We start from the raw sequence: 25,652 nt of genomic DNA, 5'->3' as shown, positions 1-25,652 counted from the left end.
GATCCAATGGGTCAAATACCAGGCCCGCGGCTTCCGAAACGAAGCACGCTTTGCCCAGGCCATCTACTTCCATTGCGGCGGCCTCGACCTATCGCCGAGCCACCAGAAAGCCTGAAGCGCCGATAAATCTCGACCGCTCCCCTTTTCATCGTACGGGTTATTCGCAAGGCGAGGGCGCGGCGTTTACGGAAGTCTCAAGCATGGCCGTCCACGAACCGCGGTCGGAAATAGCCCAAGAGACCGTCGTCATTCTCGATTTCGGCGCGCAGTACAGCCAGCTCATCGCGCGCAGGGTGCGCGAAGAGCAAGTGTACTCGGAGGTCCTGCCCTTCGACGCGCCGTGGGAAGAGATCGAGCGCCGCAATCCTGCGGCGTTCATCCTTACAGGCGGTCCAGAAAGCGTCATCGCAGCCGAAGCGCCGCACGTCCCCGATGCGGTCATGGCGTCCGGCAAGCCGATCCTCGGCATCTGCTACGGTATGCAAGAGCTTGCGCGGGCAGCGGGCGGCACCGTCGTGCCGAACGAGATACGCGAATTCGGCAAGACCGAGCTCGTCCTCGATGCCGTCCACGCGCCGATCTTCGAAGGCGTTCCGGGCCATTCGCAGGCGTGGATGAGCCACGGCGACACGGTCACGGACCTGCCGAAGGGCTTCACCGCGCTTGCGCACACGAGCACCTGCGCGGTCGCCGCTATGGGCGATCCCGAACGCGGTTGGTACGGGGTCCAGTTCCATCCCGAAGTGCGCCACACCGAACAAGGCCGCGTGGTGCTCCACAACTTCCTGCGCAAGGTCGCCGGCCTCAAACAGCATTGGGAGATGTCCTCGTTCATCGACCGTGCCGTCGAGCGGATCAAAACGCAAGTCGGCGGCGACGACGCGATCTGCGCTCTATCGGGCGGCGTCGACAGCGCGGTCGCCGCGACGCTCGTCGCGCGCGCGATCGGAACGAATCTCACCTGCGTCTTCGTCGATCACGGCCTACTGCGCGAGGGAGAAGCAGAAGAAGTCGTCGCGACGTTCCGCGACGTCCTCCATCTCAATCTCATCGCGGTCGACGCGCGAGAGCGCTTTCTCAAAGCGCTTGACGGCGTCATCGATCCTGAGGAGAAACGCAAGATCATCGGGCGCGAGTTCATCGCCGTCTTCGAAGAGCACGCGCGCGATCTGCGCAACGTCAAATGGCTCGTGCAGGGCACGCTCTATCCGGACGTCATCGAGAGCAAAACGCCCGGCAGCAAAGCGGGCGCGAAGATCAAGACGCATCACAACGTCGGCGGCCTGCCGGAGCGCATGCACCTTGGCCTCGTCGAGCCGCTGCGGCTCTTGTTCAAAGACGAAGTGCGTTCGCTCGGACGCGAGCTGGGTTTGCCCGAGCCGATCGTCACACGCCAGCCGTTCCCAGGTCCCGGCCTCGCCGTCCGCGTGCTCGGTGCCGTGACCGAGGAGCGCCTCGCCATCCTGCGGCGCGCCGATGCGATCGCGCGCGAGGAGATCAAGGGCGGAGCCGATCCGGAACCGTGGCAATATTTCGCCGTTCTGACGCCCGTGCAAAGCGTCGGCGTCATGGGTGATTACCGGACCTATTCGAACATGGTCGCCATCCGTGCCGTCTCGAGCGAAGACGGGATGACGGCCGATTGGTCGCGACTACCTTACGACGTGCTGCAGCGGATCTCGACGCGCATCGTCAACGAGGTCGGCGGCGTCAACCGCGTCGTCTACGACATAACGAGCAAGCCGCCGGCGACGATCGAATGGGAGTAGTCCGGGTCTCGCTCTTCAGCCTATCGATCGACGGATTTGGCGCCGGGCCGGAACAGAGCGTGGACGATCCGATCGGCAAGCGCGGACACGAATTACATGAGTGGCTCTTCGGCACGAAGACATTCCGTGCGATGATAGGGGAGAGCGGCGGCTCGGAAGGCACGGATGAAAGGTACGCCGCGCGCGGGCGGTCGGGGTACGGCGCCGTCATCATGGGTCGGAACATGTTCGGGCCGATACGCGGCGGGTGGCCGGACGACTCGTGGAGAGGCTGGTGGGGCGAGAACCCGCCGTATCACGTGCCGACCTTCGTGCTCACGCACCATCCGCGCGATCCGATCGCGATGGACGGCGGGACCACGTTCTACTTCATCACCGACGGGATCGAGGCGGCGCTCGATCGGGCAAAGGCGGCCGCAAGTGGACGCGATATCCAGATCGCCGGTGGTGTCTCGACCATACGCCAATTCCTTCAAGCAGGTCTGATCGACGAGCTGCACTTCGCGATCTCGCCCGTCGCCCTTGGCAAGGGCGAGGCGATGTTCACCGGCATCGATCTCAGCGAACTCGGTTTCCGCGTCGTCGAGTCCGCAGCGGGCGAACATGCTTTGCACGTCGTCTTGAGCAGGTAGGCGTGAGCGATCCGCGCTTCAAGGAGGCGCTCGACGTCGGTGTGAACCGCGGGTTCGACCAGGCCTACGCGGCGGCCGGTCCGCTGCGCGTGAGCTGGGGAGTTGATCTGAAGGCGAAGCGCAAAGCCGTCGAAGAAGGTTTGCGGTGAAGGTCCTCGTCGTCGGCTCGGGCGCGCGCGAACACGCGCTGGCGTGGAAGCTCGTACAGTCGCCGCGCGTCAGCGGCCTCTTCGCGGCGCCAGGCAACGCGGGCACCGCGCGGCTCGGCGAGAATTGGAGCGATCTCACACCGACCGCCACGCCGAAGATCGTCGCGAAAAGCCGCGCGTGCGGCATCGACCTCGCCGTTATCGGACCAGAAGCGGCGCTCGCCGCCGGTCTCGCCGACGCGCTGCGTGAAGCGGGCATCGCCGTTTTCGGACCCGGAAGAGCCGGCGCAAAGCTCGAGTCGAGCAAGGCGTTCGCCAAGCAGTTCATGCGCAACCACGGCGTGCCGACCGCGAAGTTTCGGGTCGTCCACGACAAGAAGCAAGCACAGCGAGCGCTGGCCGAGTGGGAGGGCGGCGTCGTCATCAAAGCCGACGGGCTTGCGGCCGGTAAAGGTGTCGTCGTCTGCGCATCGGTCGACGAAGGGCGGGAGATCCTCGACGGCTGGTACGGTGGTCAGAAGGTGCCTGGCGGGGGCACGAGCGTCGTCCTCGAGGAGCTGCTCGAAGGCCGGGAAGTGTCCGTCATGACCGTCACCGACGGCGTTCGCTGCGCGGAACTCGCGACCGCCTGCGACTACAAGCGCGCATGCGACGGCGACACCGGGCCGAACACGGGCGGCATGGGCGCGTACTCGCCGACGCCGGACGTCATGAGCGACGCGATTGCAGCCCGCATCCGCGAGGAGATCCTCGCGCCGACGCTTCGCGGTCTGCGCGCCGACGGCATCGACTATCGAGGCTGTTTGTACGCGGGGCTCATGGTGACCGCGCGCGGACCGATGGTGCTCGAGTTCAACGCGCGCTTCGGAGATCCGGAGACGCAGGTCGTGTTGCCGCGGATGAAGAGCGACTTGTTCGAGCTGCTTTACGACGTTGCGACGAGCGAGGTCGTCTCCGGTCGAGCTGAAGCTCGACCGCTACAAGACACTGACGTTGGAACGCGCGCGTTGAACGTCGCGTTTTCGCAAGAGGCGTGCGTCGGAGTCGTGTTGGCGAGCGACGGCTATCCGGTGCGATCGTTGCCGGTCGCGAAGTTGCCCCTGCCGGACCCTATCCTCGGAGAGAGCGTCACCGCGTTTTGGGGTGGATCGACGCTCCACGGCGACGTCGTCGAGGCATCGGGCGGTCGCGTGCTGACGATGTCGGCGGTCGGCGACGGACACGAGCAGGCGCGAGAGCGCGCATATGCGGCCTGCGCGGCATACGGCCGCATCCTGCCGAGCGGCACGAAGCTTTGCTGCCGAAGCGACATCGCTCTTCGCGTACTAGGTGCGCGTCATTGACATGCGCGCGGGCTATCGAGTAAGGTTGAAATAAATGGACATGCCCGTGCGCAACTCGTGGGACGGCTACCGGCCGAAACCGGAAGGTAGCGAGGACGCCGTCTACGACAAATGCGGCGTCGCGGGCATCTATGCGCCCGGCGAAGACGTCGCCCGGCCGACCTTCTTCGCGCTCTACGCCCTTCAACACCGCGGTCAGGAAAGCGCCGGCATCGCCGTCTCGGATGGCGCTGTGTTGCGTTGTCACCGCGACATGGGCCTCATCTCGAGCATCTTCACCGAGGACACGCTGGCGAAACTGCCGGGCCATCTATCGGTCGGACATTCGCGCTACTCGACGACCGGCTCGTCGATCTTGTACAACGCGCAGCCGCTCATGATGCACAGCCGCCTCGGCTGGTTCGCGATCGCGCACAACGGCAATCTCGTCAACACGCACGAGCTGCGCGAGGCGCTCACCGATACGCTCGTGCCGACGTCCGCGTCCGATACAGACGTCATGGCGCGGCTCATCGTCGAGGCGCCCGACGATCTTATGGAAGACCGCGTCGCGCGCGTCATGCAGCGCTGCATCGGTGCGTTTTCAATCGTGCTCGCGACCGAGACGCAACTGTTCGCGTTCCGCGATCCGTGGGGCATCCGTCCGTTGTGCGTCGGCAAGTACGGCAATGGCTGGGTGTTCGCGTCGGAGTCGTGCGCGCTGTCGACCATCGGCGCGGAGCTGCTCCGCGAGGTGACGCCCGGCGAGATCGTCATGGTCGACCAGCACGGCCTGCGCAGCCGCATGATCGAGACCGAGGTCAAGCCGGCGAACTGCATCTTCGAATACATCTATTTCTCGCGCCCCGATTCCGAATACAAGGGCCGCGAGCTCTACCTCGCGCGCTATCAGATGGGCCGCGAGCTCGCCAAGGAGCATCCGGCCGACGCCGACGTCGTCATGGGCGTTCCCGACAGCGCGACCGCCGCGGCGATCGGCTACGCCAATCAGTCCGACTTGCCGTACATCGAAGGGCTCATCAAGAACCGTTACATCGGCCGGACGTTCATCTCGCCCGACCAGTCGATGCGCGCGCAAGGCGTCAAGCTCAAGTTCAATCCGCTCGGGGCGAATCTCAACGGCAAGCGCGTCGTGCTGGTCGACGACTCGATCGTCCGGGGCACGACGAGCAAACAGCTCGTCGCGCTGCTGCGTCGCGCCGGCGCGCGCGAGGTGCACATGCGGATCACATGCCCGCCGATGCGCCATCCGTGTTTTCTCGGCGTCGACACCGCGACGTACGACCAGCTCATCGCAGCGAACATGACGGTGCCCGAGATCAAGGAGACGGTCGGCGCCGATTCGCTCGCGTACCTGAGCCTGCCTGGACTCGTGAGCTCGACGTCGCGCGATCGCAGCGAGTTCTGCACCGGCTGCTTCACGGGTCGTTATCCCGATGGCATCCACGAACGCCTCGGCGATGTCGTGCGCGCTGCCGAAGGTGTGCTCGCCGATCCGGCGCTGCACGGCTGATCCTCGCGCGCTGCGTTACATCGCGCGATCGTTTGTAGCTCTGACGTACGTCACACGCATCGTTCCTTCCATATGAGTACCGATGATGCGCGGTGCTCCGGTTGTGTCACAGCAGGGCACGCTGTCTGTCTTATAGACCGATGAGGCAAGATTCGTACCTGCTACACCGAGCGTCGAAGTACAGTAAACCCTCGCGCGTCGAGCTGCGGTTGATCGATGGCGATCTTGCCGCCGCCGGCGTCCACATCTATTGGACTCATGCGTACAATGCCGATGAGTCCGCCGTGATCATCACGCAGCGCGTCATGCACGACGTGCTCGACGCGGCCTAGTCGTTCAAGCGCTCTAGAGGTCGCCCGCGCGGACGACCCGAAACGATGCTCCCTAGGTGAGTTCCTTACTTCTCACTGTTAGGAGTATTTTGCCAATGAAGTATCCCTGGCTAGCGGCCGCACTGGTCGTCGCGTGCATGGGCGGCGCGGCGGCGGCGACGAGTCCGAGCATGCCGATGCCGTCGGCATCGGAGATGAAATGGATGCAGATGAAGCCCCCGGCACCGGTCGGTCTTCCCGCCGGCGTCGTCGGAGTTTCCGGTTGCATCCCGACGATGGGTTACCACTACGCGCGGCTCAAGGATCTTCCGTTCGGCCCGATCTACGGCATGTACAACGGCAAGGTGACGTTCACCGAGATCATGGTGGACCAGAAACTGTTCGAGTCCGGCAAGAGCTGGGATGAACAGTTGAAGCCGTTGCCTGGCTACCACATCGATCACGTCGACATCTGGTTCGAGCCGCACGGACACGAAGGCTATCCGATACCGCACTACGATATCCACGCATGGTACATCCCGCACGCGGAGCATATGTTGTTCTGCGGCAACACGTCAGGTAAGCGCCCGGCTTGGTTGGGCCACACTCCGTAGGGGCGACGAGCACGCCGCGTCCTCGGCGATTAGGAAAGGGAGCGGTCGAGATTTATCTCGACCGCCGCGGCCTAGCTCTCCGGAGATGTAGCGGTCGAGCTTTAGCTCGACCGTCGCGGCCTAGCTCTCCGGAGATGTAGCGGTCGAGCTTTAGCTCGACCGCCGCGGCCTAGCTCTTAGAGGTTGGGGAGGTGTTATTGCCATGAAGCACCAGTGGTTGGCGTTGGCGATCGTCGTCGCGTGCGTGGGCAGCGCCGCGGCGGCACCGTCGCCTCCTCCGGGGCCATCTGCTTCGGAGATGAAATGGATGAGCATGCACGGTCCGCAGAATCCCGACGGGTTACCGAAGGGCGTTTCGGCCGTTCTCGGCTGCATCCCGACGATGGGCTATCACTACGCGAATCTCAAGGATCTGCCGTTCGGCCCCATCTACGGATGGTATGACGGCAAACCGACCTTCACCGAAATCATGGTTGATCAGAAGCTGTTCGAATCCGGCAAGAGCTGGGATGAGCAGTTGAAGCCGTTGCCCGGCTACCATATCGATCACGTCGATATATGGTTCGAGCCGCACGGGCATCCGGGCTATCCCATACCGCACTACGACATCCACGCATGGTACATCCCTCACGCCGAGCATATGACCGAGTGCGGCAACAAGTCGGGCAAGAAGCCCGCCTGGCTGGGTTCGTAACTCGCGCATCCGATGTAGTAGGCCGAGCGAAGCTCGGCGACTGTGTAGGCAAGACCGCGGCGGTCGACCGTAAAGGTCGACCGCTCCCTTTTTTCTGTGGCTCTATTTCTTCTTGCGCTTTGTGGTCGCGCGCTTGCGTTTCGGCGCGCCGTTCGTCGACGCGGCTGTGCTGAGCGAGCCCTGCATGAAGCGGCGCTGCGCGGCATCATCAGCCCGCTTGTGGACGTCGGATTTGCCGATGAGCTCTGCGAGCGCGACCATCGGACGCATCCCCACCGCGGTCGGGCCTTTCACGATATGGCCGTTGTCTCGTTCCGCCCACGACGTTCCCGCGATGTCGAGATGGATCCAGGGTTGGTCGTCGACGAATTCCTTGATGAACATCGCGCCGAAGATCGTGCCCGCCGGCCGTCCGCCGCTGTTCTTCATGTCCGCGATCGGGCTCTTGATGAGGTCGGCGTATTCCGGGAACAGCGGCAACTCCCAATAGCGCTCGCCGAACGGGCGCGTCGCACGGTGGAACAGATCGACGAGCTCGCGGTCGTTGCTCATGACGCCAGTCGTCGTGTGGCCGAGCGCGACGACGGCCGCGCCGGTGAGCGTCGCGATGTCGACGAGGTGCGTGGCGCCGAGCTTGCGCGCCCAGCAAAGCCCGTCGGCGAGGACGAGCCGCCCCTCGGCGTCCGTGTTGATGATCTCGATGCTCTTACCGTTCATCGCGCGGACGACGTCGCCCGGTTTCGTCGCGCGGCCGGAAGGCATATTCTCGGTCGCGGCGATGATGCCGATGACGTTCGCGGCCGGCTTCAACTGCCCGATCGCGCTCATCGCGGCGACCACCGCCGCACCGCCCGCCATGTCGCCTTTCATCGCATCCATGTCTTGGGCCGGCTTGAGCGATATGCCGCCCGTATCGAACGTGATCCCTTTGCCGACGAGGCCGAGAACGGTCTTCGACTTCGGCGCGCCGCGATATTCGAGCGCGATCATCTTCGGCGGTTCGTCGCTGCCGGCCGCGACCGACAGGAACGAACCCATACCGAGCTTCTTCATGCCGGCCGTGTCGAGGATCGTCGCCTTGAGTCCGTATTTCTTCGCGAGCGCTTTCGCGCGGTCGGCGATGTTCGTCGGGGTCATGTCGTTCGAAGGCGCGTTTACCATTTCGCGTGCGAGGTTGGCCGCCTCACCGAGGATGGTGCCGCGCTCGACACCTTTGCCGAGCTGTTTGGCCGTCGACGGGGCGGCGATGAGCGTGACCGATTTCACGGCGTCCGGTTTCGCTTCCCGGCGGCTGCGATACGGCGACGGATCGAAAGTCGCCATGAGCGCACCTTCGGTCGCGGCCTCGCCGACTTCAGCTGCATCGAATGGAAGATCATCCGGAAGCACGAGCGCGAGCGTGCTCAAGCCTCGGCGCGCGGCCGTCCGCACGCCCACACCGGCGTAGCGCGCGATCGTCGCGGGCGTGACGTCGCCCTTGGCGCCGATGCCGACGACGACGACGCGCTTCGCTCCGATCTTGCCGTTCGCGACGAGCGTATGCTCTTCGTTTTCGCGGCCGCGCAGCTCGTTGCCGGAGCGCAGCTCGTCGATGACGCCGCCGAGCTTGCGGTCGACGGCCTCGACGGACGCCGATGCGACGCCGTCGGCATAGACGGGAAGTACGAGTGCATCGACGCGGGCGCGCTCAGGTTTCTCGGCGCTGACGTGTATTCTCATCGTCGGTGGGAGCCTTTCAAAAGGGAGTCGCCGGCAGACGGCCGGCGGCGGTCCGGACAACGGTCTTGCGAATCGGCGGGCCCTTCTACGGGCCAGAGGACGGACCTCCAACGCGCTCGGAATTTGCAGAATAGGGGCTCACACGGCTGCCGCGTAATGGTGCCGATGATGAGCGATTCGTACGCGCGATCCGGCGTCGACATCGATGCCGGGAACGAAGCGGTCAAGCGCTATCGCGCACTGCTCGGATCGCGCCGCGATCCGCGCGTGCTCGAAGGAATCGGCGGGTTCGGCGGATGTTTCGAGCTCAGCGGTTTCAAGAGGCCCGTTCTCGTCGCGAGCACCGACGGCGTGGGGACGAAGGTCTTGGTGGCCGCCGCGCTCGCGCGATTCGACACCGTCGGGCGCGATCTCGTCAACCATTGCATCAACGACATCGCGTGCATGAACGCGCGTCCGCTGTTCTTCCTCGACTACCTCGCGGTCGGCAAGCTCGACGCGTCCGTCGCCGCGTCGATCGTCTCGGGTATCGCGGCATCGTGCGAACGGTTCGGCCTGGCGTTGCTCGGCGGCGAGACCGCGGAGATGCCGGGCGTCTATGCCGAAGACCACTTCGATCTCGCGGGGACGATCGTCGGCGCGTTGGAACGCGATGCGATGCCCGATGCGACATCGGTCGTCGCCGGCGATCTCGTGATCGGGTTGCCCGCGAACGGTTTCCACACGAACGGCTACTCGCTCGTGCGGCGGGTCCTCGATCGATCGCGATGGAGCGATCGAGTCGAGGGTTCGTCGACGACGATCGCCGACGCGATGCTCGCCGTCCATCCGTGCTACCTGCCGTACATCGACGCGATCCGCGATTCGGGCGTCGCGATCAAAGCGATGGCGCACATCACGGGCGGCGGTCTCTTAGACAACGTGGAACGTGTGTTGCCGGAGCATCTCGCCGCGCGATTCGATCGCTCGAAATGGACAGTGCCGGCGCTCATGGCGCAAGTCGTCCGTGAAGCGCGCCTTTCGGACGATGAAGCCTACCGCACGTTCAATATGGGAGTCGGCTTTTGCGTCATCGTGTCGTCGGCTGACGGTACGAAAGCGCTCGCCGCGGCGAACGACGCGCTCGTCCGCGAGCCAATCGACGGTTCGGCGCAGCCGAATGCGGCGATCGTCGGCGAGATCGAACCGCGTCACCAATGCGGCCCAGCGGTCATCATAGGATGATTGCAGCCATTTTGATTTTCGCTCTGGGCGGCACGGTCGTGGATAGGCAGCCTTTGCAAGGCGCGCCATCAAAAGGTCTTACACTTTCGATTTCAACGACACAGAGCGCCTACAAAGTTGGTGAATCGATAGGTCTCCTCGTGACGATTAGAAATGTATCGGAGGCACCAATCACAACACACCGTTCCGGTGAATATTCAGAATACCAATTTCTGGTCAGATATGATGGCGGCCCGTACCTTTCAGCGAGCAAGCACCCCCGGATCGGATTTTCAGGAAGCACGCCACCGAATACGTGGCTCGATGGAGGCTCAGCGTACCACACTGCGTTTTACGCTTTTGATAGCTTGTTTGACTTCACGAAGCCTGGAACATACACAGTGACTGCGGTAACACGAATGACGACGCAGTCCAGAGAATACTATACGACGCTTACATCAAACGTGCTCACGATCAGGGTGCACTGACGCCGCAGGATCGGCCGTCTCCGGTCGAGCTGAAGCGCGACCGCTACAAAATACCACGCGCCGCAAGGCCGCGGCGGTCGAGATGAATCTCGACCGCTCCCTTTCGCGCGATTCAGTGGACGATGATGACCGTTCGCATCTTGTCCGGATCGTAGTGGAAAGCGCAGCCGAACATATAGAACCCGGGGATGCCGGTTTCGTAGACGAGCGACGACTTGCCCGGCATGAGCGGGCCGGTCGAAAAACCGCTCGACGAGATCACCGTGTTTGCCGGCGATTGTGTCGATGACCCGTTGAACGAGGGCGGCCAAGGCGCGCTATTCTGCGTCGCATCGCCGAGGAAGCTCGCGGTGTGCGTGAGGGTCGAGTCGACGTTTTGGAACCGCACCGACTCGCCAGCGTGAAGCGATACGGTCTCGGACGTCATCGACGTCGTACCATTGAAGTAGCCGAGCTCGAAGCCGTAATTCGGATCCGTGAAAGGCTGCTCGCCGGTGAGCCGGATACCCACGGGCGCGACCTTCTCTTCGTACACACCGACGTACGTACAGCCTTCAGTGACGAACCACATGTCGCCATCGGGTCCGAGCGTGAGCCCGCGCGGTATCGCCGACGATCCGCCGTTCGGGCATCCGGGCACCATCGCGGCTTTGCCGAACGTATGCTTCGACGTGTTGAACTCGGTGAGGTCGTCGGCCGAGTCGCCTGGCGAGATCCAGATCTGCTTGTCCGGTCCGACTGCGATGCCGTTCTCGAAGTTGGATTGGAACGCCGTCGGGTAGTAGGTCGAAACGCCGGCCGTCGTCACGGCGAAGACGCCGCCGACCGAGTCGGTCGCGTAGAGATTGCCGTCAGGCCCTTTTGTCATCGCGCCGGGAACGCCGGGCGTGCCGGGCGCTATCGGGTATTCCGTGAAGACGCCGGCCGTCGTCAGTTTTCCGAACTCCATGACGTTTGGGCCACCGCTCGCCGAGAACCAGACGTTGCCGTCAGGACCCGAGGTGACGCCGCTCGGTGTGGCACCGCTCGGGATCGCGAAAAGGGTCGAGGCACCGCTGGGCGTGATCCGGCCGATAGCGTGCGCGCTCTGCTCGCTGAACCACATGTTGTTGTCGGGGCCCTTCGCGATGTCGAAGGTCTTGCCGGCGCCGGGGACGCTGAACGTCGTGATCGTTCCGTTGACAGCGATCTCGCCGATGTTGCCGTTGAGGTCCGTGAACCAGAGGAAGCCGGTCTTGCCGGCCGCGATGTGCGTCGCAAATCCGCCCCCGTTGGGAAACGCGGTCTGCACGCCGCTCGTCGTGATCTGGTTGACGTCGCCCGCTGTCGTGAACCAAAGGTTGCCGTCGGAGCCCTTCGCGATGTAGCTCGGGGTTTGCGAGACCGGATATTCGATGATATAGTTCTTCGTCGATAGGAACGGCGACGCGGAGAAATACGACGGCCCCGCCGGCGCATTCGCCGACGGGATGACGGATCGGATCGCGCCGCAGCCAGCCAAGAGAATCGCGACCGCCGCGACCACATAAGGAGGAAGATTGCGTTGCATGGTGACGACCTTTCCGTACGGGGAGTTTCGCGGACTTGCGGCAAAGCGGCCTGCGATGTCTCGTGGTTCATTGGTCCCTACGGCCGTCTTCGTCTCCGGCAACGGCACGAATCTCCAGGCGGTCCTCGACGCGTCGCGCGCCGGCCGTCTGCCTCTCGACATCAAACTCGTCATCTGCGACACGCCGCGAGCACGAGCGCTCGAGCGGGCAGTTTCCGCGGGCATTCCGACCGCCGTCCTCACGTGGCTTCGCGGATCGGAATCGCGGGCGGAGTATGCCCTGCGTTTGGCTTCCACGGTCGAGTCGAGCGGCGCTCGCCTGATCTTGCTCCTCGGCTGGATGCACGTGCTCGCGCCCGAGTTTCTCGACGCCGGTTTCGACGGCATACTCAACCTGCATCCATCGTTTCTTCCGGACGATCCATCCGCCGATGAAGTCGCGTTGCCGGACGGCACGCGTTCACCCGTCTTCCGCGGCGCGCACGCGGTGCGCGATGCGATCGCCGCAAACGTCACGATGACGGGCGCGACGCTGATCGAAATAACGCCGGCGGTCGATCGTGGGCGCGTGCTGTCGCGCCGCGAGCTCGCGCTTCGCGCTGATGACGATGAAGCTTCCGCGCTGGCGCGGTTGCATCCGATCGAGCATGAAGTGGTCATCGACGGCGTCACGGCGTGGTTGCGCGCCAAGGGTTTGGCGGCGGTCTCATGATCCACGACGGACGTTTTCGGCGCACGCGAATCGTCGCGACCATCGGCCCGGCGAGTTGCGAGGAAGCGGTCGTGCGGCGATTGATCGCGGCGGGCGTCGACGTCTTTCGCGTCAACTTCTCGCATGCGACCCATGCGATGTACGACGAGTGGCGCGAGACGATCCGTCGAGCATCGGGCGCGGTCGGGCGCAATGTCGGGATTTTGGCGGACTTACAGGGCCCGAAGCTGCGGATCGGCTCGCTGGTCGATCACAAGCCGGTCGAACTCGTGGCCGGCGCGACGGTCGAGATCACGACCGAATCGGTCGTCGGCACCGCAAAGCGTCTGTCGACCGCGTACGCGCAGCTCCCGCGCGACGTCAAGCCGGGCGATCGCATACTATTGAACGACGGCGCGATCGAGCTGCATGTGAAGTCGGTGCGTGGCGAGGTCGTCACGTGCATAGTCGACAACGGCGGCATGCTCGGCGAGCATAAGGGGATGAATCTTCCCGGCGTCGCGGTGTCGTCGCCGGCGTTGACCGACAAGGATCGCGAGGACCTGCGTCACGCGGTCGCCACCGGCGTCGACTTCATAGCGATCTCCTTCGTCCGCCGGCCCGAAGACGTGCTCGAAGCGAAGGAACTCGTGCGACAAGCGGGCGGCGTCGTGCCGGTCGTCGCGAAAATCGAAAAACCCGAAGCGATCGAGCGGCTCGATGCCATCATGAGGGCAAGCGACGCGGTCATGGTCGCGCGCGGTGATCTCGGCGTCGAGATGCCGCCTGAGCGCGTGCCGACGCTCCAGAAACATATCATCCGCCAGGCGAAGGAGCATCTGATCCCGGTCATCACCGCGACACAGATGCTCGAGTCGATGATCTTTGCGCCCCGCCCGACGCGCGCCGAGGCCTCCGATGTCGCCAACGCGATCATCGACGGCACCGACGCACTGATGCTGTCGGGCGAGACGGCAGCGGGTTCGTACCCCGTGGAGTCGGTCGAGACGATGGTGCGCATCGCGCTCGAGGCGGAGTCGAGTTTCCCGCCGCGCGAGCGGCGACGACAGCGCGTCAACAGCGACTCACACGCGATCTCGCATGCCGCGTGCCACATCACCGAGAGCATGGACGTGAAGGTCATCGCGGCGTTCACGCACACCGGTTTCTCTGCGCGCCTCGTCAGCAAGGACCGGCCGGCGGTGCCGATCTACGCGTTTGTTCCTGACGAAGTCGTCGGACGTCGACTAGCGCTCGACTGGGGCGTGCTGCCGACCGTCATCGAACAGAGCGGCCACACCGAGCAGATGATCTCGCGAGTCGAGGCCGAGCTCGTCCGCTTAGGCGTCGTGCAGTCGGGTGATGCGGTCGTCGTCGTCGGGGGCTCGCCGATGGGCGTCGCCGGAAGGACGAACTTCATCAAGATCGTCCGCGCCAGCTAACTAACGCAAAATTAGGGAGCGGTCGAGATTCATCTCGACCGCCGCGGCCTACCCTCACCACGCGAAATTGGGATCCGCTTTCAAATCGACCGGATCGACTCGCGACGCCTCGCCTCTATAGAAAGCGGCTGCTGCTATCATCGCGGCGTTATCCGTGCAATACTCGAGCGCGGGGACGAGGACATCGAGTCCGGCCGCGTTGCCGCGTTTCGTCAGCTCGGCACGCAGCGCCGAGTTCGCCGACACACCGCCCGCAAGCGCGATCGTCTTGACCCCGAAATCCCGCGCGGCGCGCAACGTCTTCGCGCACAGCGCATCGACAACCGCGGCTTGAAAACTCGCCGCGATGTCCGCCGCCCGATCGGTCGCGTGCTCGGGATGCGCATCGAGATGATAGCGTACCGCGGTCTTCAAGCCTGAGAAGCTGAAGTCGTAGCCGGGTTCGTTCAGGAGACTGCGCGGAAACGCGAACGCGTTCGAGTCGCCGTCACACGCGAGCTTATCGAGGTGCGGTCCACCCGGAAAACCGAGCCCGATCATGCGCGCGACTTTGTCGTACGCTTCGCCGGCCGCATCGTCGAGCGTCCGCCCGATACGTTTGTGGCGATCATCCGCTTCGACGAAGATGAGATCCGTGTGCCCACCGGAGACGATCAAGCAGATGAACGGTGGCTGCGGCGCTTTGCGATCGGGGAATTGCGGGCTCGACAAGTAATTCGCGAAAAGATGACCGTGCAGATGATTGACGGCATACGCGGGCAGACCGCGAGCGAAGGCAAGGCCTTGAGCCGCTGCAACGCCGACGACGAGGCTGCCGGCCAAACCGGGTCCGCAGGTGACGGCGATACCGTCGATGTCGTCAAGCGAGCGACGCGCTTTGCTCAGCGCCGACTCGATGACGGCGTTGATCAATTCGGCGTGCTTGCGGCTCGCGATCTCGGGGACGACACCGCCGTACTCCTCGTGGAAGGCATCCTGCGAGGCGAGGACGTTGCTTTCCACGGTCGTACCGTCGACGACGACCGCAGCGGCCGTGTCATCGCACGACGTCTCGATGCCGAGCAAACGCATGCGGATTGCTTATCGGGCGGAAGCGTCGCGACCTACGTCTCGAGCTCCGTCGGCAGACGAAGGTCGAAGAAGACGGCGGCCATCCGCGTCAGGAACGTCACGGCGACGCCGAGCGATAACGACCACGCGCTCTCGACGCCGAAGTGATCGAGGATGATGTACGTCCACACGCCGGCGAGCGCGCACGTCGCATAGAGCTGCGTCCGAGAGAAGACGATCGGTATCTCATTGCAGATGACGTCGCGCAAGACGCCGCCGAACACGCCCGTGATGACGCCGAGGATCGACGCGACGATGTACGACGTGTGCGCCTCGAGCGCGTATGTCGCGCCGGTGACGCTGAAGAGGCCGAGCCCGAACGCGTCGGGGATGAGGATCGCGCGCTCGCGGAGCGCGATGAAGCGCGAGCTGTAGAAGAGGATGGCTGCGAAGATCAAGACGCCGATCGCGTACCACTCGTGCGCGATCCAGAACAACGGGAAACGACCGAGGAGAACGTCGCGCAGCGTGCCGCCGCCGAGCGCGGTGATGAACGCGACGGACATGCAGCCGAACGCGTCCATGTCCTTGCGCTTCGCGACGATGACGCCGGAAACGGTGAACGCGGCCAGACCCGCGATCGTGATGATATTGATGACGTTTTCGAGCGCGCTCGATTGCATCGGCAAATGGCTTGCGAAGATATGTCGCTGAGACCTCTAAGGGAGCGGTCGAGATTTATCTCGACCGCAGACGAGCGTGCAACTGAAAGACCGCGGCGGTCGACCGTAAAGGTCGACCTCCCTTCCATTCTAGGTCGAGGTCGCGGCGGTCGAGCTAAAGCTCGACCGCTACATGCCGAGCTGCGCTCGGCCTACTACATCCTCTTAGCGGTGTCGTCAGCGAGGCGGGCGAGGAAGGCATCGACGGACATCGCGGATTGGTCGCCTGCGCGCGTACGGACGTTCACCTCGCCAGCGGCAGCCTCGTTCTTGCCGACGACGAGCATGTACGGCACCTTGCGACCCTGCTGCATCTTGATCTTCTTCTGAAGACGCTCGTTCGAGTCGTCGACGTCGATGCGGAATCCGGCGTCGCGCAAACGCTTGGCGACGGACGCGGCGTACTCGAACTGTCCGTCGGCGATCGGCAGCACGACGGCTTGAACGGGCGCGAGCCAAACCGGGAACGCGCCGCCGTAGTGCTCGACGAGCACGCCGAAGAAGCGCTCGAGCGATCCGAGCAGCGCGCGATGGATCATCACGGGCCGGTGCTCGGCGCCGTCCTGACCGACGTACGTCAACTCGAAGCGCTCGGGCAAGTTGAAGTCGACTTGGACCGTCGACAGCTGCCAGTCGCGCCCGATCGCGTCGCGCACCTTGATGTCGAGCTTCGGCCCGTAGAACGCGCCGCCGCCTTCATCCATCTCATAAGGAAGGCCCGCGCTCTCGCACGCCGTCTTGATCGCGGCCGTCGCGCGATCCCACGCGGCTTCGTCGCCCAGCGCCTTGTCCGGGCGCGTCGCGACGAACAGCTGGTAATCGGTGAATTGAAACGCGCGCAACACGGCGAGCGCGGCATCTGCCGTGCTCTCGAATTCTCCCAGCAGCTGCTCAGGCGTGCAGAACAGATGCGCGTCGTCCTGCGTGAAACCGCGGACTCGCATGAGCCCATGCATCGTGCCGGATCGCTCGTAACGATAGCACGTGCCGAACTCAGCGAAACGCAACGGCAGATCGCGGTACGATCGCTGCTGCGACTTGTACACCATGATATGCCCGGGGCAGTTCATCGGCTTCGCGCGGTAGCGCTGTTCCTCGACGACCATCGGCCCGAACATCGTCTCGGAGAAATTCTGCAAATGACCAGAACGAATAAAGACCGCTTCGTGGACGATGTGCGGCGTGTACACCGGCTCGTAGCCGCGCTGCCGCAGCTCGCCGCGGATGAAGTCCTCGATGACCGCGCGGATGCGTCCGCCGTTGGGATGCCAGAAGACGAGACCCGGACCTGCTTCATCCTCCATAGAGAAGAGGTCGAGCTCCTTGCCGAGCTTGCGATGGTCGCGGCGCGCCGCTTCCTCGAGCATCGCGAGGTGCGCGTCGACCTCGGCCTGTGTCGGGAACGCGGTGCCGTAGATCCGCTGGAGCATCGGATTGCGCTCGTCGCCGCGCCAGTACGCGCCTGCGACGCTGAGCAGCTTGAGCCCGCCGATCTCCTTGCTCGACGCGACATGACCACCGCGGCACAGATCGGTGAACGAGCCGATCGTGTACATCGAAACCGGCTCGCTCTCGGGGATCGCGTCGAGGAGCTCGAGCTTGAACGGTTGGTTTCTGTCCCGATAGTACTCTGCGGCCTCCTCGCGCGAAACCCGCCTTCCTTCCATATGAAGCCCCTGCGCGATGAGCTCGCGCATTCGAGTCTCGATCCGCGGCAGATCTTCGGGCGTGAACCCCGGTTCCTTGAGAAAATCGTAGTAGAAGCCGTCTTCGATCGACGGTCCGATCGCGAGCTTCACATCGGGGCCGAACAAGTCGACGACCGCGTGCGCGAGCAAGTGCGCCGCCGTGTGCCTGAGGTGGTCGAGGTGTTCCTGGTTCGAGGCCATGAGGCCGCGATTCGCACCGCCGAAGGGCCACCCCTGGGCACCGCAAAAGACCCGCCTCCACATGTCGACCACGGGGCGTTCGGTTTTACACCGGGGCTTTTCAATCGTCGAGGCGATCATCGCGCTCGGACTCGTGTTGCTCGCGCTCATCAGCGTTTTCGACGTCATGCCGTTCACGTACAACGCGATCGGCGAAGACGCTATCAGGTCCGAAGCCGCGACATCGGCGCATCGTTATCTCGACGACGTTCGTGTCGCGATCGAATCCGGACAACCGCTGCCGTCGCCCACGATCGAGCCGCTGTCCGCCGGCTCGTCGATGGCGACTGGCCAGGCGACCCAATCGACGCCAAGCGTCTCGCTCTCGCCGCGCTGCACGCAGCCCGAGGGCGCGTCCTCGCCGCTGTTCGATTGCAAGATATCCATCATCGTGACGATCGGCGGCGAGACGCACACGCTCGAGCCCCTCGAGACGCTCATCACGAGGCAGCTGCCGTGAGCCGGCACCGCGGGATGACGATCGCCGAGACGCTCGTCGTCGCCGTCATCATCGGTCTCATGCTTCTCGCGATCGCCGGAGCCGTGCCGCCGCTCCTGTTAGCGCCCGCGCGCGCGCAGGCGAAAGCCGAGTCGATGTCGCCCGCATCGTCCGGGATGTACGTCTTCGAGCGTGACTTGCGCGAGAGCGATGCGATCGCCATTTTCGCGTGTACCCGTTCGCCGGTCGATTGCGGGAACGGCTCGATCGCCACCGCCGATAGTGCGGTCGTCATGGCGACCGCCGTCGATTCGAACGATCTCGGAGCGACCTTCGAGACGAACGGCGTGCTGGCGGCGCCCGCGTGGCAAGGTTTCATCGTCTATTGGCAGCGCTCGCCGGGCGGCGACGTCTACCGCTCGTTCGAACCGGCGCCGATCGCTGCGCAGATCGGCGACCCATCGCCGCAGGAGCGCGCTACGCTGCAACGATTCGCGCAGGAAGCGGTCGCGTCGGCGGCCGCCGAAACGCAGCCGATGATCGTGATGCGTAATATCGCAGAATTTTCCGCGGCCGTCAATTCGACAAACGACGTCACGACGATCCGCGTGGTTGCCATGGGCCAAGCTGGGTACGAGCAAAATACGTCGACCTTCGACGACGACGTACTCGCGCACAATTGACGGAGAGGTACGCGATTTGAACGACAAGCGGCACGAGCGGGGGATGACGATGATGATAGCGCTCATCGTCGTCGCCGTGCTGCTTTTCGTCGCGGTCGTGCTTCTCAGCAACGCATTCGGGTCGGCAGCGACGGAGAACTCGATCCGCGCGAAACTCGCTGCCTTCAACGCGGCCGAGGCCGGCATCGACCAGGTCGTCGACGAGCTCGATAGATCCCACGGGACTTCGAGCGCATGCGCGAACGGCGCCAACGCCGGCACGATGGGGACGCTCGCCGACGGCGGCTCGTTCCAGTGGTGCATAGCGTACAACGCGATCGCGACGCAAAAGGCCGGCAACGTCATCGATCGCGCAAATGTTAAAAATCACATCGCTGTGCCCTTGAATACGGTCTATGCATGGTCTTCCGGAAGCGGTCAGGGCGGCGGACGCGGCGTGCTCATCGAGGCGCTCATCGCGCCGAGCAACGGCATGACGCTGCCGGCCGGTGCGGTCATCGCGGGCGGCGACGTGTATATCCGCGGCGACGTCGGCATCTACGAAAGCACTCCGGGCGCGGCCGATGCCGTGATGCGCGCGAACGGCAATATCTACCAGAACACCGTGCCGGCGGCGGTTCAGGGACCGACGTATGCCGCGGGCATCGATCAGGTGACCTCCGGTGAGGGCGGTGCCTTCCCGAACTCGCCGCCGATGCCCGTCCTTTCGCCGTCGCAGGTGACCGCTGCCGCGGGTGACGCGAGCAACGAGGCGACCGGCGGCGCCCCGACGATATCGCCACCCACTCGCTCGGCCGTCATAGACGGAAACGTCTTTATCGACGGTGACGTCGAGTTGAGGTCCGGAACGGTCGTGCTGTCGAAAGGCAAATCGGTCTTCATCGACGGCAACGTCTGCATCCACGACGGCGCGAGGCTGATCAACGACGGCGCGAATCTCTGGGTGAGCGGCGTCTTCTCAACGGTCGGGGCGAGCGGCGGTTATTCCGTGCGCGCCCAAGGCGGCACGCTCGTCGTTCTCGGCTCCGATTCGGCCACGCAATGCGTGAACTCGCTCGGCGCATACGCGCTGCAGCTCGACCCGGTGACGAACGAGCGCGTCGGTCTCGTCTACGCGCCGAACGGTTCGATCGATTTAGCCGGCACCGGTACAGTCGTCGGCGCGCTCGACGCGGGCAGTCAGGTCTACCTCGACAGCACGAGCGGTGGCGGCATACGGATCGATAAGAAGATCGTGCCGAAGCTGCCGACGTACGACTTCAAAATCGTCTCCTACATGGAGTATTGAGCGGGCCGTTCCACCAGGATTTGGGAGCGGTCGACCTTTACGGTCGACCGCCGCGGTCTTTCTTATTGCAAGCGCGTCTCCGGTCGAGATGAATCTCGACCGCTCCCCGGCCTACTCAACTGTGCGGTAGGGCGGGCGTTTTGACGTCGCGAAGGCGCGGTCGATGAAGGGCTCGCCCGCTAGCGGACGCTCAAAGCGCGCCTGGTATTTGCTGTTGGCGCTGCCGCTTTTGGCATCGATGTTCCCGCAGCTCTACGCCGTGGGCGGTCCACCGCTGTTCGGCATGCCGTTTTTCTATTGGTACCAGCTTGCGATGTCGGTGATCGCAGGCATCATCACTGGCATCGTCTACTACGCGACGCGATGATTGACTGGACCGCGCTCGTCGTCTTTCTCATCCTGTTCGGCGGCGTGACCGTCCTTGGCTTTGCCGCGGCGAACTGGCGGCGCGGCGACCTCAACGTGCTCCACGAATGGGGGTTGGCCGGCCGCCGCTTCGGCACGCTCATCACCTGGTTCTTGCTCGGCGGCGACGTCTACACCGCCTACACGTTCGTAGCGCTGCCGGCCCTCGCGACCGGGCTTGGCGCGCTGGCGTTTTTCCCGCTCACGCTGATCACTGCGGTCTGCTATCCGTTGGTCTTCGTGTTCGGGCCGCGTTTTTGGGCGATCGCGCACAAGCGTCACTACATCACGTACGCGGACTTCGCTCGAGACCGCTACGACAGCAAAGGCTTGGAGTTGATCGTCGCCGTGACGAGCATCATCGCCGTCATGCTCTACATCTCGCTGCAGCTGGTCGGTCTTCAGGTCGCGATCAAGGCGCTGGGCCTTACGGGCACGGGCTGGGCGGGCGACGTACCGGTGATCGTCGCGTTCGCGATCCTCGCAGCCTATACGTACCGTGGCGGTTTGCGCGCGCCTGCGCTCGTGGCCATCGTCAAAGACATCCTCATCTACGTCACCGCCATCGCCGCCGTGATCTATATACCGCTGCAGCTCGGCGGATTCGCCAACATTTTCGCGGCGGCCGAGCGGACGTTGTCGGCTCTCCCGAAGCCGGCGAGCACCGTACTCGCGCCGGCCCAATATACGGCGTTCGTGACGCTCGGCATCGGCTCGGGACTCGCGCTCTTCATGTATCCCAACAACATCACGGCAGTCCTAAGCGCGAAGAGCACGGACGTCGTGCGGCGCAACATGGCGATGCTTCCCGCCTACACGCTCATGCTCGGATTGATCGCGCTGTCAGGTTACATGGCACTCGCCGCCGGTTTGCATCTGTCCAGCCCGAACGATGCGATTCCGATGCTCTACCAACACTTCTTCCCGTCGTGGTTCTTCGGGATGACGATGGCGGCCATCGGCATCGGCGCGCTCGTCCCCGCGGCCGTCATGTCGATCGCTGCGGCGAATCTCTACACGCGCAACATCCACATGGCGCTCGGCGCGCGCACCTTGACCGAGCGGGAGGAGACGAACGTCGCGAAGACAGCGTCACTCGTCGTGAAATTGGGCGCGCTCGCGGCGGTGCTCTTCTTGCCGGCGCAATATTCGATCTACTACCAGTTGTTCGCGGGCGCGCTGATACTGCAGATCGTGCCGACCGTTCTCATCGGTCTCTACACGAGATGGTTCCACCGGGTGGCGCTCGTCGCAGGCTGGATCGCGGGCATCGCGGTCGCGCTTTGGATGATCATCGCAAATCATTTCGCATCGGTGTTCACCCTGCACTTCTTCGGTGCACCGGTCACGATGTTCATCGGGATCTGGGCGCTCGCAGCGGATCTGCTCGTCGCAGCGGTCGCGACGATCGCACTCGACGCCGCGCGCACATCGCGCGGTATCGACCGGACGACGACCGAGGACTACGTCGAGGTCGAGTACCCCGCCAACTAGGACCGGGGGTTCGCCCCGAGTCGTCGAAGCAGTCCGGTACCATGAGCCGCGCATTCGTCAAGGAGACCGACGGCGACGCGCCCGATGACGACCTACCCGAGAAGCCGCAGAGCGCGCATCCGAACTACGTCACCGCGGACGGCCTCGCAGACCTGCATCGACAGCTCGACGAAGCGCTCGCCGAACAAGGGCATGTGCGCGATCGTCATGCTGCCGGCGATATCGCGGCGAAGGCGCCGCTCGCGCGCATCGCGCGCGACATCCGCTATCTGCGACGGCGCATCGGCGACGCGATCCTCGTCGAAGCGAAACGAGATGAAGTCGCGATCGGCACGACGGTGACGATCGATGACGGCGGACAGCGGCGCACGTTCACCATCGTCGGAGAGGACCAAGCCGATCCGGCGGAAGGGAAGATCTCGTGGACTTCGCCGCTCGGCAGTGCCCTGATGGGGCAAAAGCGCGGCTCTCGGCTCACCTGGCGACGTCCGGTAGGTGACGTCGAGGTCGTCATCGTCGACCTGGGATAGCGGGGAACACCTGGGCCGCCCACTAACTAAAGTCAGACACGCGCCGATACGCAAGGTACGGAGCACAGTGCCACGGAGGCCCGGATGATCTTCAACGACATCGAAGTGATGTTCGGAGGGCAGGCTGGAGACGGGAGTCTCACGACCGGCGATCTCATCGCCGGCGTTTTCAAGCATATGGGGCGGGAAGTCTACACGTATAAAGACTTCCCGTCGCGCATTCGCGGCGGCCACACGAACTACGTCATCCGAGCAAGCGATCACGCGAACTACGGCATGGCCGATTTCGTCGACTGCCTCGTCGCGTTCGACCTCGAGGCCGTGCAGAAACACATCGACGAGATGCGTCCGGGCGGCTTCATCATCTTCGACAACACGGACGAGAAGATCCCCGACGACTTGCGCCGCGACGACGTCTTCATCTATGAAGTCCCGCTCGGGAAAATAGCCAAGCACGACCTCGGCCTCGAGATCGTCCGCAACACGGTGTCGCTCGGCGTCATCGCCGAGCTCACCGGCATGGATCCCGACGTCGTCCGCGGCGACGTCACGAAAGTCTACCAGCGCAAAGGCGAGGCGGTCGTCGAGAAGAACATCGCCGCGATCGAAGCCGGCGCGAAATACATCCGCGAGAACTACAACCGTCCGTCGGGATACGCGCAGTCGCAATCGACCGACGGCGATCGCCTCATCATGATGGGCAACGATGCGATCGGTTACGGTGCGCTCGTCGCGGGCTGCCGCTTCATGGCGGGCTATCCGATCACGCCGGCCACGGACGTGCTCGAGTGGATGGCGAAATACGCGCCGCAATACGGCGGCGTCGTCGTGCAGGCCGAGGACGAGCTCGCTGCGATCAACATGACCATAGGCGCGGCGTTTGCGGGCGTACGGTCGATGACGGCGACGTCGGGCCCGGGTCAAGCCCTCATGACCGAGGGCATCGGCCTGGCCGGCGTGATCGAAGTGCCGATCGTCGTCATCGAGTGCGCGCGGGCGGGTCCGTCGACGGGCATGCCGACGAAGACCGAACAGAGCAATCTCAACCATTTGATCTTCTCGGGGCACGGAGAGATCCCGCGCGTCGTCATCGCGCCGGGTACGGTCGAGGAGTCGTTCTACCTGACGGTCGCCGCGTTCAACATCGCCGAGAAGTATCAGGTGCCGGTCTTCGTCCTCTCCGAGCAGGCGCTGTGCCAGAGCAAGGCGACGCTGCCGCCGCTCGAGATGTCGACCGTGACGGTCGATCGCGGCAAGCTCCAGCGCAACGGCGCGCTCTCGGTCGGCGAATACAATCGCTATGCGTTCTCGGACGACGGCGTGTCGCCGCGCGCGATCCCGGGCGTCGAGGGCGGTATGCATCTCGCGCCGGGTTCCGAGCACTCCGACGGCGGCGTCATCACCGAAGACGCGCGCAACCGCGAGAAGATGATGGAAAAGCGGATGCGCAAGCTCGTGTCGATGCGTCCGGACCTGCCGAAGCCGAACATCCTCGGCGATGCGTCATCGCGCATCCGTATCATCGGCTACGGGAGCAATCGCGGGCCGATCGCCGAGGCGCAAGACCGCCTCGCAGCGGCAGGCCTGCCAACCGCGTTCATGCAGCTGCGCACGTTGTGGCCGTTCCCCGAAGAGGAAGTGAAAGCGTTCGTCGAGGGCGCCGACCACGTCTTCATCATCGAGAACTCGTTCACGGGCCAGCTCGACAGGCTCATCCGCTACGTCGTCGGGCCGCGCGAGACGGTCCATCCCGTGCTCAAATACAATGGCAAACCGTTCAGGCCGATCGAGATCATCGACGCGGTCGCTAAGTTCGCTCCGGTCCGCGAGCCGGCAGGGGTCCGTTAGATCATGGCTACGACGATCACCGCGAAAGATTTCGCGACCCACACCGCCTCGTGGTGGTGCCCCGGATGCGGCGACTTCGGCGTCATCGCCGCGCTGAAGCAGGCAGCGGCAGAACTCGAACTGCGGCCGAAGGACGTCGCGTTCGTCTCCGGCATCGGCTGCTCGGGTAAGATCTCGGGCTACTTCAACTCGTACGCTTTGCACGGCGTCCACGGACGGGCGCTGCCGGCCGCGACCGCCATAAAATTGGCGAACCGCGATCTGACGGTCATCGTCGCCGGTGGCGACGGCGACGGTTACGCGATCGGTGCAGGGCATTTCTTGCACGCCGTGCGCCGCAATCCGGACATGACGTACGTCGTCATGGACAATCAGACGTACGGACTGACGAAGGGCCAATCGTCGCCGACGAGCGCTTTGGGCTACGTGACGGGCACGAGCCCCTCGGGCAATCCCGACGCGCCGATCAACGGACTCGCGATCGCCCTGGCCGCTGGCGGTACCTTCATCGCCCGCGGCTTCTCATCGGAGCCGAAGGCGATGGTCGAGATGATCAAAGCGGGTGTGCGGCATCCGGGGTTTGCGATCGTCGAAGTGATGTCGCCGTGCGTCACGTTCAACAAGATCAACACGTATAAGTGGTTCAAGGACAACGTCTACCACGTGAGCGACGACCCCGCATACGATCCGACGAACCGGACGCATGCGTTCGACGTGCTGATGAAGCCGGGCAAGATCCCGCTCGGGATCCTCTATCACGAAACGCGGCCGACGCTCGAATCGCTGACGATCAAGGACAACCCGGCGATCGCGGGTCTGAAGATCGAGGAGCTCTCCCCGAAATTCGCGTCCATCCAAGACCAGTACCGATAACCGCTCAATCGCCACGACCTCGACGATAAAGAAAATTGAGAGCGGTCGAGATTTATCTCGACCGCCGCGGTCTTTCAAATAAATATGTAGCGGTCGAGATTTATCTCGAAACCGCCGCGGTCTTTCAAAAGATATGTAGCGGTCGAGCTTTAGTGTAGTGTCTACGGACCTTCGCTACACGTAAAATTAGGGTAAAGCGAGAGCCTTCCTGAAAGGTGTTTGTGCTTAGCAACCGCCTTCAGGAGGGCTCTTCATGTATTGTACCACGAACTCGA

The 25,652-nt window shown here is 63.9% G+C and carries 24 protein-coding genes; 19 read left to right on the top strand and 5 right to left on the bottom strand.

What is annotated here, in order from left to right:
• The first annotated feature begins 200 nt into the window (after positions 1-200).
• The 8 genes from guaA to VFO25_09330 all read left to right on the top strand — a co-directional run bounded on the left by guaA (position 201) and on the right by VFO25_09330 (position 7,025).
• Positions 201-1,769, top strand: a complete 1,569-nt coding sequence (gene guaA, locus VFO25_09365; GenBank protein ID HET9343106.1) for a glutamine-hydrolyzing GMP synthase — start codon at positions 201-203, stop codon at positions 1,767-1,769.
• On the top strand, positions 1,760-2,401 hold the full coding sequence (locus VFO25_09360; protein ID HET9343105.1) for a dihydrofolate reductase family protein: 642 nt from the start codon (positions 1,760-1,762) through the stop codon (positions 2,399-2,401). Before guaA ends, VFO25_09360 begins: the two co-directional genes overlap by 10 nt.
• Before the next feature lie 2 nt (positions 2,402-2,403).
• The gene (locus tag VFO25_09355; protein HET9343104.1) at positions 2,404-2,550 is read left to right on the top strand and encodes a hypothetical protein; all 147 of its coding nucleotides are present in this window, start codon (positions 2,404-2,406) and stop codon (positions 2,548-2,550) included.
• Entirely contained in the window at positions 2,547-3,893 is a 1,347-nt protein-coding gene (gene purD / locus VFO25_09350) for a phosphoribosylamine--glycine ligase (protein HET9343103.1), read from the top strand. The genes VFO25_09355 and purD overlap by 4 nt, the downstream gene beginning before the upstream one ends.
• A 40-nt stretch (positions 3,894-3,933) precedes the next feature.
• Positions 3,934-5,406 (top strand): amidophosphoribosyltransferase, encoded by a 1,473-nt coding sequence (purF, locus tag VFO25_09345; GenBank protein ID HET9343102.1) that lies wholly within the window; start codon positions 3,934-3,936, stop codon positions 5,404-5,406.
• 209 nt (positions 5,407-5,615) lie between these two features.
• A complete protein-coding gene (locus VFO25_09340; GenBank protein HET9343101.1) occupies positions 5,616-5,738 on the top strand; it encodes a hypothetical protein in 123 nt (40 codons plus the stop codon).
• Positions 5,739-5,833: 95 nt separating this feature from the next.
• Entirely contained in the window at positions 5,834-6,331 is a 498-nt protein-coding gene (locus VFO25_09335; GenBank protein ID HET9343100.1) for a hypothetical protein, read from the top strand.
• Between the two features lie 202 nt (positions 6,332-6,533).
• On the top strand, positions 6,534-7,025 hold the full coding sequence (locus tag VFO25_09330) for a hypothetical protein (GenBank protein ID HET9343099.1): 492 nt from the start codon (positions 6,534-6,536) through the stop codon (positions 7,023-7,025).
• 102 nt (positions 7,026-7,127) lie between these two features.
• On the opposite strand, the gene VFO25_09325 is transcribed toward VFO25_09330, so the two are convergent.
• On the bottom strand, positions 7,128-8,744 hold the full coding sequence (locus VFO25_09325) for a leucyl aminopeptidase (GenBank protein HET9343098.1): 1,617 nt from the start codon (positions 8,742-8,744) through the stop codon (positions 7,128-7,130).
• 165 nt (positions 8,745-8,909) lie between these two features.
• Here VFO25_09325 and purM point away from each other — a divergent pair, with 165 nt between their 5' ends.
• Positions 8,910-9,968, top strand: a complete 1,059-nt coding sequence (gene purM / locus VFO25_09320) for a phosphoribosylformylglycinamidine cyclo-ligase (protein ID HET9343097.1) — start codon at positions 8,910-8,912, stop codon at positions 9,966-9,968.
• A gap of 579 nt (positions 9,969-10,547) precedes the next feature.
• Here the strand turns inward: purM and VFO25_09315 are convergent.
• Positions 10,548-11,984, bottom strand: a complete 1,437-nt coding sequence (locus VFO25_09315) for a hypothetical protein (GenBank protein HET9343096.1) — start codon at positions 11,982-11,984, stop codon at positions 10,548-10,550.
• A gap of 55 nt (positions 11,985-12,039) precedes the next feature.
• Between VFO25_09315 and VFO25_09310 the strand changes: the two genes are divergently transcribed.
• Complete coding sequence (locus tag VFO25_09310) at positions 12,040-12,696, top strand: formyltransferase family protein (GenBank protein HET9343095.1); 657 nt, start codon at positions 12,040-12,042, stop codon at positions 12,694-12,696.
• On the top strand, positions 12,693-14,117 hold the full coding sequence (gene pyk / locus VFO25_09305) for a pyruvate kinase (GenBank protein ID HET9343094.1): 1,425 nt from the start codon (positions 12,693-12,695) through the stop codon (positions 14,115-14,117). Before VFO25_09310 ends, pyk begins: the two co-directional genes overlap by 4 nt.
• A 54-nt stretch (positions 14,118-14,171) precedes the next feature.
• Here pyk and tsaD read toward each other — a convergent pair whose 3' ends face one another.
• The 3 genes from tsaD to thrS all read right to left on the bottom strand — a co-directional run bounded on the left by tsaD (position 14,172) and on the right by thrS (position 17,778).
• Complete coding sequence (tsaD, locus tag VFO25_09300; protein HET9343093.1) at positions 14,172-15,188, bottom strand: tRNA (adenosine(37)-N6)-threonylcarbamoyltransferase complex transferase subunit TsaD; 1,017 nt, start codon at positions 15,186-15,188, stop codon at positions 14,172-14,174.
• Between the two features lie 32 nt (positions 15,189-15,220).
• On the bottom strand, positions 15,221-15,850 hold the full coding sequence (locus VFO25_09295) for a trimeric intracellular cation channel family protein (protein HET9343092.1): 630 nt from the start codon (positions 15,848-15,850) through the stop codon (positions 15,221-15,223).
• 194 nt (positions 15,851-16,044) lie between these two features.
• Positions 16,045-17,778: a threonine--tRNA ligase gene (gene thrS / locus VFO25_09290; protein ID HET9343091.1), complete on the bottom strand. Its 1,734-nt coding sequence runs from the start codon at positions 17,776-17,778 to the stop codon at positions 16,045-16,047.
• Between thrS and VFO25_09285 the strand changes: the two genes are divergently transcribed.
• From VFO25_09285 to VFO25_09250, 8 genes are all read left to right on the top strand, one after another.
• A complete protein-coding gene (locus VFO25_09285; protein ID HET9343090.1) occupies positions 17,777-18,277 on the top strand; it encodes a hypothetical protein in 501 nt (166 codons plus the stop codon). The two genes, thrS and VFO25_09285, sit on opposite strands and share 2 nt — an antisense overlap.
• Positions 18,274-18,939: a type II secretion system protein gene (locus VFO25_09280; GenBank protein HET9343089.1), complete on the top strand. Its 666-nt coding sequence runs from the start codon at positions 18,274-18,276 to the stop codon at positions 18,937-18,939. Before VFO25_09285 ends, VFO25_09280 begins: the two co-directional genes overlap by 4 nt.
• A 16-nt stretch (positions 18,940-18,955) precedes the next feature.
• Complete coding sequence (locus tag VFO25_09275; protein HET9343088.1) at positions 18,956-20,227, top strand: hypothetical protein; 1,272 nt, start codon at positions 18,956-18,958, stop codon at positions 20,225-20,227.
• A 163-nt stretch (positions 20,228-20,390) separates the two neighbouring features.
• Positions 20,391-20,594 (top strand): DUF3311 domain-containing protein, encoded by a 204-nt coding sequence (locus VFO25_09270; GenBank protein ID HET9343087.1) that lies wholly within the window; start codon positions 20,391-20,393, stop codon positions 20,592-20,594.
• Positions 20,591-22,126, top strand: coding sequence for a sodium:solute symporter family protein (locus VFO25_09265; GenBank protein HET9343086.1), 1,536 nt, complete (start codon positions 20,591-20,593; stop codon positions 22,124-22,126). The genes VFO25_09270 and VFO25_09265 overlap by 4 nt, the downstream gene beginning before the upstream one ends.
• A gap of 41 nt (positions 22,127-22,167) precedes the next feature.
• On the top strand, positions 22,168-22,656 hold the full coding sequence (locus VFO25_09260) for a GreA/GreB family elongation factor (protein ID HET9343085.1): 489 nt from the start codon (positions 22,168-22,170) through the stop codon (positions 22,654-22,656).
• Positions 22,657-22,740: 84 nt separating this feature from the next.
• Positions 22,741-24,504 carry a 2-oxoacid:acceptor oxidoreductase subunit alpha gene (locus VFO25_09255; GenBank protein HET9343084.1) on the top strand — a complete coding sequence of 588 codons (1,764 nt, stop codon included), beginning with the start codon at positions 22,741-22,743 and terminating at the stop codon, positions 24,502-24,504.
• A gap of 3 nt (positions 24,505-24,507) precedes the next feature.
• Positions 24,508-25,377 (top strand): 2-oxoacid:ferredoxin oxidoreductase subunit beta, encoded by an 870-nt coding sequence (locus VFO25_09250; protein HET9343083.1) that lies wholly within the window; start codon positions 24,508-24,510, stop codon positions 25,375-25,377.
• Positions 25,378-25,652: the final 275 nt, after the last annotated feature.

This window comes from Candidatus Eremiobacteraceae bacterium (assembly GCA_035710745.1).
Taxonomy (GTDB): domain Bacteria; phylum Vulcanimicrobiota; class Vulcanimicrobiia; order Eremiobacterales; family Eremiobacteraceae; genus JANWLL01.
This window is presented reverse-complemented; position numbering and strand designations above follow the sequence as displayed.